This is a genomic window from Aestuariivirga sp., assembly GCF_965227715.1.
In the GTDB taxonomy this organism is placed as follows: Bacteria; Pseudomonadota; Alphaproteobacteria; order Rhizobiales; family Aestuariivirgaceae; genus Aestuariivirga.
In genome coordinates, this window is the sequence record NZ_OZ245771.1 from 2,311,215 (window position 1) to 2,324,268 (window position 13,054).

General features: G+C 62.6%; 14 protein-coding genes. 7 read left to right on the forward strand and 7 right to left on the reverse strand.

Annotated features, from left to right (window positions below):
- Window positions 1-44 precede the first annotated feature (44 nt).
- Window positions 45-1,268: a CaiB/BaiF CoA transferase family protein gene (locus ACO06F_RS10875; protein ID WP_421692779.1), complete on the forward strand. Its 1,224-nt coding sequence runs from the start codon at window positions 45-47 to the stop codon at window positions 1,266-1,268.
- Window positions 1,269-1,377: 109 nt separating this feature from the next.
- Here ACO06F_RS10875 and ACO06F_RS10880 read toward each other — a convergent pair whose 3' ends face one another.
- Window positions 1,378-1,854 carry a YidB family protein gene (locus ACO06F_RS10880; RefSeq protein ID WP_421692780.1) on the reverse strand — a complete coding sequence of 159 codons (477 nt, stop codon included), beginning with the start codon at window positions 1,852-1,854 and terminating at the stop codon, window positions 1,378-1,380.
- A gap of 121 nt (window positions 1,855-1,975) precedes the next feature.
- On the opposite strand from ACO06F_RS10880, the gene ACO06F_RS10885 reads away from it, so the two are divergent.
- The 6 genes from ACO06F_RS10885 (at window position 1,976) to ACO06F_RS10910 (ending at window position 7,352) form a co-directional block, all read left to right on the forward strand.
- Complete coding sequence (locus ACO06F_RS10885; RefSeq protein ID WP_421692781.1) at window positions 1,976-2,233, forward strand: GlsB/YeaQ/YmgE family stress response membrane protein; 258 nt, start codon at window positions 1,976-1,978, stop codon at window positions 2,231-2,233.
- Window positions 2,234-2,353: 120 nt separating this feature from the next.
- The gene (locus ACO06F_RS10890; RefSeq protein WP_421692782.1) at window positions 2,354-2,653 is read left to right on the forward strand and encodes a virulence factor; all 300 of its coding nucleotides are present in this window, start codon (window positions 2,354-2,356) and stop codon (window positions 2,651-2,653) included.
- On the forward strand, window positions 2,650-3,609 hold the full coding sequence (locus ACO06F_RS10895; RefSeq protein WP_421692783.1) for a methyltetrahydrofolate cobalamin methyltransferase: 960 nt from the start codon (window positions 2,650-2,652) through the stop codon (window positions 3,607-3,609). The genes ACO06F_RS10890 and ACO06F_RS10895 overlap by 4 nt, the downstream gene beginning before the upstream one ends.
- A gap of 63 nt (window positions 3,610-3,672) precedes the next feature.
- A complete protein-coding gene (locus ACO06F_RS10900) occupies window positions 3,673-5,715 on the forward strand; it encodes an ASKHA domain-containing protein (RefSeq protein ID WP_421692784.1) in 2,043 nt (680 codons plus the stop codon).
- Window positions 5,716-5,911: 196 nt separating this feature from the next.
- A complete protein-coding gene (locus ACO06F_RS10905; protein ID WP_421692785.1) occupies window positions 5,912-6,166 on the forward strand; it encodes a hypothetical protein in 255 nt (84 codons plus the stop codon).
- Between the two features lie 88 nt (window positions 6,167-6,254).
- On the forward strand, window positions 6,255-7,352 hold the full coding sequence (locus tag ACO06F_RS10910) for a M24 family metallopeptidase (protein ID WP_421692786.1): 1,098 nt from the start codon (window positions 6,255-6,257) through the stop codon (window positions 7,350-7,352).
- Here the strand turns inward: ACO06F_RS10910 and ACO06F_RS10915 are convergent, their stop codons facing one another.
- The 6 genes from ACO06F_RS10915 to pyrF are packed head-to-tail and all read right to left on the reverse strand — an operon-like array spanning window position 7,353 to window position 13,003.
- Window positions 7,353-8,681: a bifunctional folylpolyglutamate synthase/dihydrofolate synthase gene (locus tag ACO06F_RS10915; RefSeq protein ID WP_421692787.1), complete on the reverse strand. Its 1,329-nt coding sequence runs from the start codon at window positions 8,679-8,681 to the stop codon at window positions 7,353-7,355.
- Between the two features lie 4 nt (window positions 8,682-8,685).
- A complete protein-coding gene (gene accD / locus ACO06F_RS10920) occupies window positions 8,686-9,585 on the reverse strand; it encodes an acetyl-CoA carboxylase, carboxyltransferase subunit beta (RefSeq protein ID WP_421692788.1) in 900 nt (299 codons plus the stop codon).
- A 6-nt stretch (window positions 9,586-9,591) separates the two neighbouring features.
- The gene (gene trpA / locus ACO06F_RS10925; protein ID WP_421692789.1) at window positions 9,592-10,410 is read right to left on the reverse strand and encodes a tryptophan synthase subunit alpha; all 819 of its coding nucleotides are present in this window, start codon (window positions 10,408-10,410) and stop codon (window positions 9,592-9,594) included.
- Complete coding sequence (gene trpB, locus ACO06F_RS10930; protein ID WP_421692790.1) at window positions 10,407-11,627, reverse strand: tryptophan synthase subunit beta; 1,221 nt, start codon at window positions 11,625-11,627, stop codon at window positions 10,407-10,409. Before trpB ends, trpA begins: the two co-directional genes overlap by 4 nt.
- A gap of 37 nt (window positions 11,628-11,664) precedes the next feature.
- Window positions 11,665-12,312, reverse strand: a complete 648-nt coding sequence (locus ACO06F_RS10935; RefSeq protein WP_421692791.1) for a phosphoribosylanthranilate isomerase — start codon at window positions 12,310-12,312, stop codon at window positions 11,665-11,667.
- Window positions 12,302-13,003 carry an orotidine-5'-phosphate decarboxylase gene (gene pyrF / locus ACO06F_RS10940; protein ID WP_421692792.1) on the reverse strand — a complete coding sequence of 234 codons (702 nt, stop codon included), beginning with the start codon at window positions 13,001-13,003 and terminating at the stop codon, window positions 12,302-12,304. The genes ACO06F_RS10935 and pyrF overlap by 11 nt, the downstream gene beginning before the upstream one ends.
- Window positions 13,004-13,054 lie beyond the last annotated feature (51 nt).

Genomic DNA, 13,054 nt, shown 5'->3' on the forward strand with positions numbered 1-13,054 from the left:
TGTGGACCCACGCACGGCGAGCATTCAGTGACAGGAGTTTCTTCATGACAGGCCCCCTCACTGGCCTCCGCGTTCTTGATTTGAGCCGCGTGCTCGCGGGGCCCTGGGCCACGCAGATCCTCGCGGATTTCGGCGCCGAGGTGATCAAGATCGAGAAGCCTGGCGAAGGTGATGACACGCGCGGCTGGGGGCCGCCCTTCATCACCAACCCGGACGGCACAAAAGGCGATGCCGCCTATTTCCTGTCCACCAACCGCGGCAAATGGTCGGTCGCCATCGACATGGCAACGGCGGAGGGCCAGAAACTCATCCGCGATCTCGCCGCCACATCTGACATCGTGCTAGAGAATTTCAAGGTGGGCGGCCTCAAGAAATACGGGCTCGATTACGAGAGCCTGAAGCCCCTCAACCCGCGCCTCATCTATTGCTCGCTCACCGGCTTCGGCCAGAACGGGCCTTACGCGCAGCGGGCGGGCTATGACTTCATGATCCAGGGCATGGGTGGCATCATGTCTGTGACCGGCCAGCCGGATGGCGCGGCCGGGGCCGAGCCCATGAAGATCGGCGTGGCCTTTGCGGATATCTTCACCGGGCTTTATTGCACCATCGGCATTCAGGCAGCGCTCTATCATCGCGAGCGTACGGGTGAAGGGCAGTACATCGACGTGGCCCTGCTCGATTCCCAGGTCGGCGTTCTCGCCAACCAGGCCCTCAATTATCTGGTGGGCGGCAAGGTGCCAAGCCGGCTTGGCAATGCGCACCCCAACATCGTGCCTTACCAGACCTTCGAGACGAAGGACGGCTACATCATCATGGCGGTGGCGACTGACCGTCAGTTCAAGGAATATTGTGCCATCATCGGCCTGGCGCCGCTGGCGGAGGACGAGCGCTTCCGGCAGAACCGTGGGCGCGTCATCCATCGCGCGGAGCTCATTCCGCTGCTGGTGCCGCCCATGAAATCACGCAGCACGGCGGAATGGGTGGAGGCCTTCGAAAGTGCCGCCATTCCCTGCGGGCCGATCAACAGCATCGACCAGGTGTTCGCCAATGAGCAGGTGCTGGCGCGCGGCCTGCAGATCGGCCTCACGCGCGATGACGGCGTTCAGGTGCCGGGCGTTGCCAACCCCATCGTCTTCTCGGACACACCCATCGAATATGACAAGGCCCCGCCGCGGCTGGGCGATGGAACGGACAAGGTGCTGACGGAGGCACTGGGCCTCACACCGGAGGAGATCGCCCGCCTGCGGACCGCGGGCGTGATCGGCTAGGCAGAAACCCAACTCAGCGGCCCCCCTCCCGTTTCAATCGCGGCAAAAAAGAACCCCCGGGGTCAGGCCCGGGGGGTGGTGACAAGGCTTCAAGGACAGTATGTGCGGTTCACGCACCACTTGTCCGCAGATTGCCGGGCAGCTGGCCACCGGGGGTCAACTTGTCCACGGCTTCGGGCAGGGTCTGGGCCAGGCGGCGGAGCAGTTCGGTGCGGTCGAGGCCGGTCTGCTGGGTGAGGCGGTCGATCAGGTCAGACCCGAGCGTCTGCTCCAGCTCATTTTCGGCAATCGGCTCATTCTGGCCCGCCGATATCCAGGAATCGGCCTTCTGAGCGTGACCGGCGCTGCGGAACTGGTCCAGCAGATCACCCAAGCCCCCCAGGACCGAGCTTCCGGCATAGCCTGAGCCTGCCATGTCGGTTCCCTGTTCAGGCCGGGCGGGGGATGCGGCACCACCCGGCAGCGTGCCGGCGGCGTTCGGAGTCTGGAGATTCTTGATGAAGTCTCCGATCTTGTCCCGATTTTGATAGCCGGCGACGGCGACGAGCCCCAGAAGGGCGGCGAGGGACGGCATGCGGTTTGACATATACAGCTCCGTTGATAAGGATTTCACGGCGGCCGTGCTGGCCGATTTTCAAAAAGCCCGGGGAACGGTAAGTTCCCCGCGCCGTTACGTAAGCCTAACTAGAAAACCATAGGGGATAAAGATGTCGATCATTTGGACGATCATAATCGGGTTTGTCGCTGGCGTCATTGCCAAGTTCTTGATGCCTGGGCCGAACGAGCCTTCGGGCTTCATCCTGACCACCATCCTCGGCATCGTTGGCGCTTTCGTGGCGACCTGGCTCGGCCAGGCGCTGGGTTGGTACGGGCCGGACCAGGGGGCAGGCTTCATCGGCGCCATCGTTGGCGCCGTCATCGTGCTGGCGATCTGGGGCATGATTTCTAGGCGCCGCACCGTCTAAGGCAGAGCCCCGCGCCGCGGTGCGGGCTTTCAAAGGGCGGGACCTGCTTCGTCCCGCCCAACTCCCATGTCGCTTTCAGGCTATCGGGCCTGCGGCGGACGGGGCATATAGCTGGCCATCATGGCCAATCTCATCATCACCTACTGGCGCGACATTCCCTCGGCGGTTTCGGTCAAGATCGGGCGCAAGGAAGAAAAGCGCATGCTCGCCGACCGCTTCCAGGAAGCGATCGACATGGCCGCCATGCGGGGCGGCGCCTCCGATACGGACAGCTATCTGGCCGACTGGCGCCGGGCCGAACCCCAGCCCGTGGGCGATGATCTGTTGGCGGAAGTCGAAAAGGCCAAGGCCGAGATCGAAGCCCATTTCACCCAAGACAAGCTCAAGACCCTCATCGCCAACGGAGGCAAAGAACAATGACCCATACCCTCGTCGCATCCGCCACGCGTGAGCACATCATCGGATTTGACAGGCCCTTCACGGTGATCGGCGAGCGCATCAATCCCACGGGCCGCAAGAAGCTGGCGGCCGAGATGCAGGCTGGCAATTTCGAAACCGTCATCAAGGATGCGCTCGCCCAGGTGGCGGCCGGCGCCCACATTCTGGACGTCAACGCCGGTGTGACGGCGGTGAACCCCAATGAGACCGAGCCGCCGCTGATGCGCCAGACGCTCGAAATCGTGCAGTCGATCACCGACATGCCGCTCTGCATCGACAGCTCCGTCACTTCCGCTCTCAAGATGGGCCTTGAGACCGCCAAGGGCCGGCCGCTGGTCAATTCGGTGACGGGCGAAGAAGAAAAGCTCGAAGCCATTCTGCCGCTGGTCGCCAAGTATAATGTCGCCGTCGTCGCCATCTCGAATGACGAAACCGGCATTTCGGAAGATCCGGACGTGCGCTTTGCCGTTGCCAAGAAGATCGTCGAGCGCGCCGCGGATTACGGCATCAAGCCGCATGACATCGTGGTGGACCCGCTGGTGATGCCGATCGGCGCCATGGGCACGGCCGGCCAGCAGGTGTTCCGCCTGGTGCGCCGCCTGCGCGAGGAGCTCAAAGTCAACACCACCTGCGGTGCCTCCAACGTCTCCTTCGGCATGCCCAACCGCCGCGCACTGACGGGCTACTTCCTCGCCATGGCCGCAAGCCATGGCATGACATCCGCCATCATGAATCCGCTGCATGATGAAGACATGCACGCGATCTTCGGGGCCAATGTACTGAATGGCACGGACCGGAATTGCAAGTTCTGGACGAACAAGTTCCGTGAGATGACGGCGGCCCCGTCAGCTGCCGCACAGGCCGCGGGCGAGATTTCCTCCAACGAAGAAATCGAAGCCCGCCGCAAGGCCCGCGAAGAGCGCCGCCGCCGTTCGTAAAGGCGCCGTCCCCCATCTCTCCCTCCCCCTTGTGGGGAGGGGAAAACAGACTGGCAGAGCGCAATGACCGAAACGAACCCTCTCATCGTCTTCACGCCTTCGGGCAAGCGCGGGCGCTTTCCTATTGGAACGCCGGTGCTGCAGGCTGCGCGCGCGTTGGGTGTCGATATCGACTCCGTCTGCGGGGGCCGCGCCATCTGCGGGCGCTGCCAGGTGAATGTGGGGGAAGGTGATTTCGCCAAGCACGGCATCACCTCCACGGCGTCACACGTCTCCGGCATCACCAAGGTCGAGGAGCGCTATGACAAGATCCGCGGGCTCCCCGCGGGCCGCAGGCTGTCCTGCCAGACGCAGATCCTGGGCGACCTCGTCATCGATGTGCCGCCCGAATCGCAGGTTCACAAGCAGGTCGTCCGCAAGGAAGCCGATACGCGGGCCATCGAACTCGATCCTGCCACCAGGCTGTGCTTCATCGAGGTTGAAGAACCCGACATGCACAAGCCCTCCTCCGATCTCGAACGCGTCTACAAGGCGCTTCATGACCAGTGGGGGATCGAGGATCTCTCCTGCGATCTCTCAATCATCGCAGAGTTGCAGAAGACACTTCGCAAGGGCGAATGGAAGATCACCGCGGCCGTGTTCTCGCGCGCGCCCGGCGGCGGCAACCGCCTCGTCGCCATCTGGCCGGGCTTCCATGACAAGGCCTTCGGCATCGCCATCGACGTGGGCTCCACCACCATCGCCGCGCATCTCACCAATCTCTCCACGGGCGAGGTGACGGCCTCTGCCGGCCTCATGAACCCGCAGATCCGCTTCGGTGAGGATCTGATGAGCCGCGTCTCCTATGTGATGATGAATCCGGGCGGCGAGAAGGAGATGACGGTGGCGATCCGCCAGGCGCTCAACACGCTGGCGCAGGACGTGGCGCGCCAGGGCGGCATTGAGCTTACCGACATTCTGGAAGTGGTGCTGGTGGGCAACCCCGTCATGCATCACCTGTTCCTCGGGATCGACCCGACGGAGCTCGGCGGCGCACCCTTCGCGCTGGCCACGGGGCTTGCCGTCACCTGTCCCGCGCGCGAGTTGGACCTGCATCTCAACCCAGGTGCCTGGGCCTATGTACTGCCCTGCATTGCGGGCCATGTTGGCGCCGATACGGCAGGTGTCGTCCTCTCCGAAGCACCGCATGAGCAGGATGAGATCATGCTCGCGGTCGATGTCGGCACCAATGCGGAAATCGTGCTCGGCTCCAAGGCGAGGCTTCTTGCCTGTTCGTCTCCCACCGGGCCCGCCTTCGAAGGCGCGCAGATTTCGTCAGGCCAGCGCGCGGCCCCCGGCGCCATCGAGCGCATCCGCATCGACCCCGAAACGCTGGAGCCCCGCTACCGGGTGATCGGCGTCGACAAATGGTCGGACGAAGAGGGTTTCGAGGAGGCCATCGCCGGCACGGGTGTCACCGGCATTTGTGGGTCCGGCATCATCGAGGCGATTGCGGAGATGTATCTCTCCGGCGTCATCAATCAGGATGGGCTGGTGGACGGCTCACTCGCCGCGAAAAGCCCGCGCATCGAGCCCTACAAGCGCACCTTCAACTATGTGATCCGCCAGGCCAGGGACGGCAGCAATGAGCCGGTCATCCGCGTCACGCAGAATGATGTGCGTGCCATTCAGCTGGGCAAGGCCGCCCTCTATGCCGGCGTGCGCCTGCTGATGGACAAGCTCGGCATCGAGCAGGTCGGCAAGATACGTCTTGCAGGTGCATTCGGCAGCCACATTGATGTCAAGTATGCGATGATCCTCGGACTCATCCCCGATTGCGATCTCTCCAAGGTTCAGAGTGCGGGCAACGCTGCGGGCACGGGTGCGCGCATTGCCCTTCTCAACGTGAAGGCGCGTGACGAGATCGAAAGTGTCGTTCGCCGCATCGAAAAAATCGAGACGGCGGTTGAGCCCAAGTTCCAGCAGCATTTCGTTGAAGCAATGGCGATCCCGCACAAGACGGCATCTTTTCCAGAACTTTCGAAGACTGTCACCCTGCCGCCCCCCAAAGAAATCGTTTCCACCAATGATGATGGCGGAGAACGCAGGCGTCGTAGACGAGGCTGATATAGCAGGTCTACAAAGTTCTGCCTTGTTTTCAACACAGGTTCTGCACGATCAGGCTGCGTTCTTCGCAACTGACGTGATTGCTATGCTAAGTTATCATTGCTTCGCAGCATCATGCCATGTAATCAGTTTGGATTGACATCACGCGGAGGGGCAACTTCGAGGTGCCCGTCTCCGCCAATCCAGCAGGAGATTCATGTCACTTTCCAAGAGACAGGTTGCTTACCTCAACAAAATCATCGGCACGGCACAGAAGATGCTTGCGACTGCACATCTTGAAGCCAGCAAGACCGGCGCACGCGCTGGCGCACCCACGCGCCGCCGCAGGTCTGCCGCCGAAGCCGAGAAGATGCGTGCTGACATTCTGGCCAAGCGCGCCAAGGGCGTTGCTGCAACAAAGCTTGCCGAGAAGTATGGTGTGAGCACTGCTTACATCTACATGATCAAGTAAGCCCGATCGGCCAAACTACCTTGGCGTGCATAATAGGTATCGGTTTTTACGAAACAATCGTTTGTAAACTTAAGCGAGTGCCTTAGCCATGCTTGAACCGCTGAAGCGTGTTCTGGAGCGCACGGGCCTGGATGCGCTGGTAATCGTTCCTGGTGCAAATTTCCGCCGTGTGTTCGGACAGGATTTCCACCAGATGGAGCGTCCGCTGGCGGTGATCGTGCCACGCCAGGGCGAAGCTGTTGCCATTGTGCCGCATATCGAGCTGGGGTCATTCGCGCCCATCGGCTTTCCCGGCAAGGTTTTCCCGTGGCGGGACGAGCAAGGCTACATGGGCGCATTTCTTGCCGCCGGTGAAGCGCTGCCACAGCTCAGGCAGGCCGCGCGGATCGGGGTCGAGGGGCAACGCATGCGGGTGTTCGATCTTTTCGCGCTGCAGAAGGCGCTGCCGGGTGCTGAATTCATGGATGTGCATGGCGAAATCTCAACCATCCGCATGCACAAGACGGCAGCCGAGATCGCGCTGCAGCGCAAGGCTATAGAGCTTTCGGAAGCAGCCCTTGAGGCGACGCTAGCCGAGATCCGCGTCGGCATGACGGAGACCGAGATCGAATCGATCCTGCTGCGCAACCTCTTCGCACAGGGAGCCGATGGCCTGGCCTTCGCGCCCATCGTGGCGGCGGGTGACAATGCGGCCAATTCCCACGCACATGCCCGGCCTGACTACCGCATCAAGCCGGGCGATGCGCTGCTGTTCGATTTCGGCGGGAGCTACCAGGGCTATCACGCAGATATCACCCGCACCTTTTTCGTGAAGGAGGTCTCCGACTTCGACCGCGCCTTTTACGAAACCGTGCTGCGCGCCAACACCAAGGGGCGCGAGTTCGCGCGCCCCGGCATCACCGCAGGTGACGTCGACAACGCCGTGCTCACCGTGCTCGAACAATCGCAATTTGCGGAATTCTGCCGCCACAAGACGGGCCACGGCCTGGGGCTTGATGTGCACGAGGCGCCCCAGATCATGCGGGGCAACGCCCAGGTGCTGGAGCCCGGCATGGTGTTCACCATCGAACCCGGCCTCTACCGTGATGGCGAAGGCGGTGTGCGCATCGAGGACGATGTGGTGGTAACAGAGACCGGCATCGAATGCCTGACGAGCTTCCCCCGGGAGCTGCGGCTGGTGGGCTGACTACCGCCGGCCTGCGCCGCTCACCTTCGTCATCTCTTCCTTTCCATGCGCCGCCAGGATGCGGCCTGCGAGATAGAGCGAGCCGCAAATCAGGATGCGGGGTGCGGGCACGGTGGAGCTTGCCTGGCGCAGTGCTGCCTCAATGCCGGTTGCCGTTTCCGCGGCAAGGCCATGGGCGCGCGCCGACTCTGCCAGCACCTCTGCCGGCACGGCATTCTCTTCATCCGGAATGGTGATCGTCACCACGCGGCTGGCGATCCCTGCAAAGCAGGCGATGAAACTCCCCACATCCTTGGTGTTGAGCATGCCCCAGATCAGCACCAAGGGCCGCGAATGCCGGTCATTTAATTCCGAAAAGGCCTGGGACAGGACCCGCCCCGCGGACGGATTATGCCCGCCATCGAGCCACAGCTCCGTCTCCGCCGGCACGAGCGCTGACAGGGCGCCCTGCCCCAACCGCTGCATGCGTGCAGGCCAGCTGGTGGACTTCAGGCCCTCGGCAATATGGACATCGCTGATGCGGGGATCATTCAGAAGCCGCACCGCCGCGATGGCGTTTCCCGCATTGTCGATCTGGTGGCGGCCCTTGAGCTGCGGTAGCGGCAGGTCCAGAAGTCCGCCCTCATCCTGAAATACCAGGCGGCCATGCTGCTCATAAGACTGCCAGTCCTGCCCCGCGATGTGGAGTGGTGCTTGAACGCGCTCGGCCACGCGCTCGATCTCATCGCGCGCCTCATCCGGCTGCATGCCGACGACGGCAGGGCAGCCGCGCTTCAGAACGCCCGCCTTCTCCCGCGCAATCAGTTCAAGCGTATCGCCCAGATATTGCTGATGATCATAGTCGATGGTGGTGATGATGGAGACTGCGGGCTTTGCGATGACGTTCGTGGCATCGAGCCTGCCGCCCAAGCCCACTTCCAGGATCAGATAATCCGCAGGCGTCCGGCTGAAGGCCAGGAAGGCGGCGGCGGTTGTGATCTCGAAGAAGGTGATAGGCTCTTGCGCATTCACCTCTTCGCATTCTTCCAGAAGGGCCGTGAGATCGGCTTCGGAAATCAGCTCGCCTGCCACGCGGATGCGCTCATGAAACTTGACGAGATGGGGCGAGGTATAGGCATGGGCCTTCAGGCCCGCGGCCGCCATGATGTGGCGGAGGTAAGCAACCGTCGAGCCCTTGCCATTGGTGCCGGCGACGTGAATGACCGGCGGCAGCTTCTGTTCGGGGTTGCCGAGCTTCGCCAGAATCTCCTGCATGCGCCCGAGGCTCAGATCGATGATCTTCGGGTGCAGCGAGAGAAGCCGCGTCAGTATGGCATCACTGAGGGCCAAGGGATCAGCCTTCGGCGGGAACGAGGGCCGTCGAGGGCACCTCGCGCGAAGGCGCTTTCATCAGCATGCGCACCATGCGGGACAGCGTCTCGCGCATGTGATGGCGGTGGACCACGGCATCGACCATGCCATGGGCTTCGAGATATTCCGCACGCTGAAAGCCTTCCGGCAGCTTCTCGCGGATCGTCTGCTCTATCACCCGCTGGCCGGCAAAGCCGATCAGGGCGGCGGGCTCCGCCAGTTGCACGTCCCCCAGCATCGCGTAGGATGCAGTGACGCCGCCCGTGGTCGGGTGGGTCAGCACCACGATATAGGGAAGCTTCGCCTCGCGCAGCTCCTGCACGGCCACCGTGGTGCGCGGCATCTGCATCAGGGAGAGCACGCCTTCCTGCATGCGGGCACCGCCTGAGGAGATGAAGAAGATGAAGGGCGTCTTCTTTTCAACCGCCTTGCGCATGGCGGTGAGGATCGCCTCGCCCGCAGCCATGCCTAGGGAACCGCCCATGAAGGCAAAGTCTTGCACGGCGATCGTCACGGGAAACCCATCAAGCTCGCCAACACCGGCCTGGATGCAGTCATCCACGCCATTCTTGGTGCGCGCTTCCTTGATGCGGTCGGCGTATTTGCGCTCGTCACGGAACTTCAGCGGGTCGGCGGCGACCGCGGGCATGGCGATCTTCTCGTAAGCGCCGTCATCGAACATCGTTTTCAGCCGCACATCCGGCGGCATGCGCATGTGATAGCCCGATTGCGGCATCACGTGCTGGTTCGCCTCGAGATCCTTGTAGAAAACCATCTGGCCGGAGTCGGGGTCTTTCACCCACATATTCTCCGGTACCTCGCGCTTGTCGGTGCCGAGGATCGATCGGATCTTGGGCCGGACGAAGTTCTTGATCCAGTTCAACTTGGTCTAGCTCCTCACACCTTCGGCAATTTCGGCCACGAGCGCGTGCACGGCCCTGGCTGTCTTTGACGTCGGTTTTCCGGCTTTTGTGAGGCTCTTCTCCACGGCGCTGACGAGGGCGGAGCCCACCACCACGCCATCGGCATCCTTCGCAATGGCGCGCGCCTGATCGGCGGTCTTGACGCCGAAGCCCACGCAGATCGGCAGGCTCGTGTGCTTGCGCAGGCGGTTGACGTTGGATTTCACACTCTTCAGGTCCGGCGCCTTGGTGCCGGTGATGCCCAGAACGGAGACGTAATAGACGAAACCGCTGGTATTGTGGAACACGGTAGGTGCCCGCTTGTCATCGGTCGTGGGGGTCGCCAGGCGGATGAAGTTGAGGCCCGCATTCAGCGCAGGAATGCAGAATTCCACATCCTCTTCCGGCGGCAGATCGACGATGATGTAACCGTCCACACCCGCGGCTTTCGAATCCTTCAGGAATTTTTCGACGCCATAGACATAGACCGGGTTGTAATAGCCCATCAGCACGATGGGGGTTTCATCGTCGGCCTTGCGGAATTCCTTCACCAGCTTCAGCGTCTTCTTCATGTTCTGGCCGGCGGCCAGCGCGCGAAGGCCTGCGGCCTGAATCGCCGGGCCATCGGCCATCGGGTCCGTGAAGGGCATGCCGATTTCGATCACATCCGCACCGGCCTTGGGGAGGCCGGTGATGATCTTGAGCGAGGTCTCGTAATCAGGGTCACCCGCGGTGATGAAGGTGACGAGGGCGGCGCGGCCTTCTTCTTTCAGCGCAGCGAAGCGGCGGTCGATGCGGGTCGTCACAGCTTTGCTCCCAGAATATCGGCCACCGTGAAGATGTCCTTGTCGCCGCGGCCGCAGAGATTCATCACCATCAGATGATCAGCGGGCTTCTTGGGCGCGATCTTCATCACATGCGCTAGGGCATGTGAGGGCTCCAGTGCCGGAATGATGCCTTCGAGCTTGCAACAGAGCTGGAAGGCCTCGAGCGCCTCCTTGTCCGTGGCGGACACATATTCAACGCGCTTCATGTCATGAAGCCAGGCATGTTCCGGGCCGATGCCGGGATAGTCGAGGCCTGCGGAAATCGAATGGCCTTCGATGATCTGGCCATCATCATCCATCAGCAGATAAGTGCGGTTGCCATGGAGAACGCCGGGCTTGCCGCCGGTGATGGAGGCCGCATGCTTGGTCTTGGTCTTGAGGCCCAACCCTGCGGCTTCAACACCGATGATCTCCACCTCTTTGTCATCAAGGAAGGGGTGGAACAGGCCCATGGCGTTGGAGCCGCCGCCAATGGCGGCAATGAGCGAGTCAGGCAAGCGGCCCTCCCGCTTCAACATCTGCTCCTTGGTTTCACGGCCGATCACCGACTGGAAGTCGCGCACCATTTCAGGATAGGGCGCGGGGCCGGCCACCGTGCCGATGCAGTAGAACGTGTCTTCGACATTGGCGACCCAATCCCGCAGGGCCTCGTTCAGCGCGTCCTTCAAGGTGCGGGAGCCGGATTTGGCGGGAACGACGGTTGCGCCCAGGAGCTTCATGCGGAAGACGTTGGGCTTTTGCCGCTCCATGTCCACTTCGCCCATGTAGACGATGCATTCGAGGCCGAAGCGGGCGCAGGCGGTGGCGGTGGCGACACCATGCTGGCCGGCACCGGTTTCGGCGATGATGCGCTTTTTCCCCATGCGGCGGGCCAGCAGGATCTGGCCCATCACGTTGTTGATCTTGTGCGCGCCCGTGTGGTTCAGCTCGTCACGCTTGAAATAGATCTTGGCGCCGCCAAGATGCTCGGTCATGCGCTCGGCGAAATAGAGGGGGCTGGGCCGTCCCACATAATGCTCGAGGAAACTATCAAGCTCCGTCTGGAAGCTCGGATCGGCCTTCGCATCCTTATAGGCCTGCTCGAGCTCGAGGATCAGCGGCATCAGGGTTTCCGCCACGAAGCGGCCGCCATAGATGCCGAACAGGCCGTTCTCGTCGGGGCCGGTGCGGAAGGAATTGGGAGTGGTCACATTCATCTGGCGTCTGCTGCCTTTTCTCGCGTGTTGGCCGGTTCTAGCGGGCGCGCTTCGCCGCCTCAATGAATTTCCGGATCAGGGTGATGTCCTTAACGCCGGGGGCCGATTCAACCCCTGACGACACGTCCACTACGGGCGCACCGGTCACGCGGATGGCTTCCGCGACGTTTTCGGGGGTGAGCCCGCCCGCCAGCACGAAGGCGGGGCGCTTGTCCCCTTCCAGGAGGCCCCAGTCGAAGACATGGCCATTGCCGCCTGGAAGCGCGCCTCCGAGTGTTTCAGGTGCTTTCGCATCATACAGGATCAGGCTGGCCACGGCGGAATAATCAGCCGCTGCGGTAATGTCCGCGGCATCCTTCACCCGGATCGCTTTCATGACGGGCCGCTGCGTCAGGCGGGCCATGTCTCCGATGCGCTCCGGCGTTTCGGAGCCATGGGCCTGGATAAGATCCGGATTGACCTCCTGCATGATCGCGCCCAGCAGCGCGTCATCGGCGTCGACCACCAGCGTCACGATCTTCGCCTTGCCACGGGCGCGCGCGGCAAGCGCGGCCGCCTGCGGCAGCGTCACGTTGCGCGGGCTCTTCGGGTAGAACACGAGGCCGATCAGCTCCGCCCCGGCCTCCACCGCAGCATCAACCGTCTCAGGCGTCGACAGCCCGCAGATCTTGACTTCAACCGGCATGGAGACTGGCCCCGATTTCCTGCGCAGCCCGCGCGGGGTCCGCGGCACCCGTGATGGCACGGCCAATCACCAGAATATCGGCGCCCGCCGCCAGGGCGGCGTCTGGAGTAGCGACTCGCTTCTGGTCCTGCACTGCGGCGTCCGCCGGGCGGATGCCGGGAACAACGGTCAGGAAGTCCCGCCCCAGATCATGGCGGATCCCCACCAGATCATGCGGGCTGCAGACCACGCCGTCGAGCCCGGCGCGTTTCGTCAGTTCCGCGAGTGAACGGGCGTGGGCCTCGGTGTTCTTCGCCGTTTCGAAGCCCGCGGCCCAGATATCATCATCGGACAGGCTTGTAAGGATGGTGACCGCAATGAGCTTCGACCTCCCGTCCACCGCCTCTGCCGCGGCCTTCATCATGTCCAGCCCGCCGGTGGCGTGGAGGTTGACGATGGCCGGCGTGGGGGCGATCCGCATCAGCGCTTTCATGGCGGAGGCTACCGTATTGGGAATGTCATGCAGCTTGAGATCGAGGAAGATCGGCAAGCCCGTTTCCGCGACCCGGACATAACCCGCCGCCCCATGGGCATAGAAGAACTCCATGCCGATCTTGGCGAAGCCCACATGGGGTTTCAGCGCGCGAGCCAGCTCCACGGCCTTTTCGAGGTCTGGCGTATCGAGTGCGACGCAGATTGGATTGGTAGGCATGTCAAACTCCCATATGTTCGTCATGCCAGCGAAGGCTGGCATCCCGCTGTC

Excerpts from the sequence above, each read along its gene's own strand:
- ACO06F_RS10875 (WP_421692779.1), top strand. The coding sequence starts at position 45 with ATGACAGGCCCCCTCACTGGCCTCCGCGTTCTTGATTTGAGCCGCGTG.
- ACO06F_RS10880 (WP_421692780.1), bottom strand. The coding sequence starts at position 1,854 with ATGTCAAACCGCATGCCGTCCCTCGCCGCCCTTCTGGGGCTCGTCGCC.
- ACO06F_RS10885 (WP_421692781.1), top strand. The coding sequence starts at position 1,976 with ATGTCGATCATTTGGACGATCATAATCGGGTTTGTCGCTGGCGTCATT.
- ACO06F_RS10890 (WP_421692782.1), top strand. The coding sequence starts at position 2,354 with ATGGCCAATCTCATCATCACCTACTGGCGCGACATTCCCTCGGCGGTT.
- ACO06F_RS10895 (WP_421692783.1), top strand. The coding sequence starts at position 2,650 with ATGACCCATACCCTCGTCGCATCCGCCACGCGTGAGCACATCATCGGA.
- ACO06F_RS10900 (WP_421692784.1), top strand. The coding sequence starts at position 3,673 with ATGACCGAAACGAACCCTCTCATCGTCTTCACGCCTTCGGGCAAGCGC.
- ACO06F_RS10905 (WP_421692785.1), top strand. The coding sequence starts at position 5,912 with ATGTCACTTTCCAAGAGACAGGTTGCTTACCTCAACAAAATCATCGGC.
- ACO06F_RS10910 (WP_421692786.1), top strand. The coding sequence starts at position 6,255 with ATGCTTGAACCGCTGAAGCGTGTTCTGGAGCGCACGGGCCTGGATGCG.
- trpB (WP_421692790.1), bottom strand. The coding sequence starts at position 11,627 with ATGAATGTGACCACTCCCAATTCCTTCCGCACCGGCCCCGACGAGAAC.
- ACO06F_RS10935 (WP_421692791.1), bottom strand. The coding sequence starts at position 12,312 with ATGCCGGTTGAAGTCAAGATCTGCGGGCTGTCGACGCCTGAGACGGTT.
- pyrF (WP_421692792.1), bottom strand. The coding sequence starts at position 13,003 with ATGCCTACCAATCCAATCTGCGTCGCACTCGATACGCCAGACCTCGAA.